A 264-nucleotide genomic window follows, 5' to 3' on the forward strand; every position below is an offset into this window, starting at 1 on the left:
CTTACCAAAAATGTCAGTTTTTTGACGGTAGGTGTGTTGACTTGTTTGAGGTGATGGATTTATAAGTCCGCTCACTGAACGAGGGCGGCGGCGCTGCTGGCGACGAAGTCTTTCGTTCTAAATAAATCAAGGAATGGGCTGGTTGCTTGTTTGGTTTCGAGGCCTGATGGTTTCGGGGATTTGATTTTTTGACTGCTTTTGGTGGTCTGTTTTTTGACAATTGAATATGAGAAGAAAGAGAAACGTGGGCGGCGAAGCTTGCGG

General features: G+C 45.8%; 1 protein-coding gene. It reads right to left on the reverse strand.

Translation table 11 applies throughout. From position 1 onward, the window contains the following. Window positions 1–71: 71 nt before the first annotated feature. The coding region (locus WA845_RS25225; protein ID WP_337322843.1) for a hypothetical protein at window positions 72–264 on the reverse strand (193 nt) is incomplete at its 5' end.

Source organism: Agrobacterium sp. CMT1, from assembly GCF_037203725.1.
Classification (GTDB): Bacteria; Pseudomonadota; Alphaproteobacteria; order Rhizobiales; family Rhizobiaceae; genus Agrobacterium; species Agrobacterium pusense.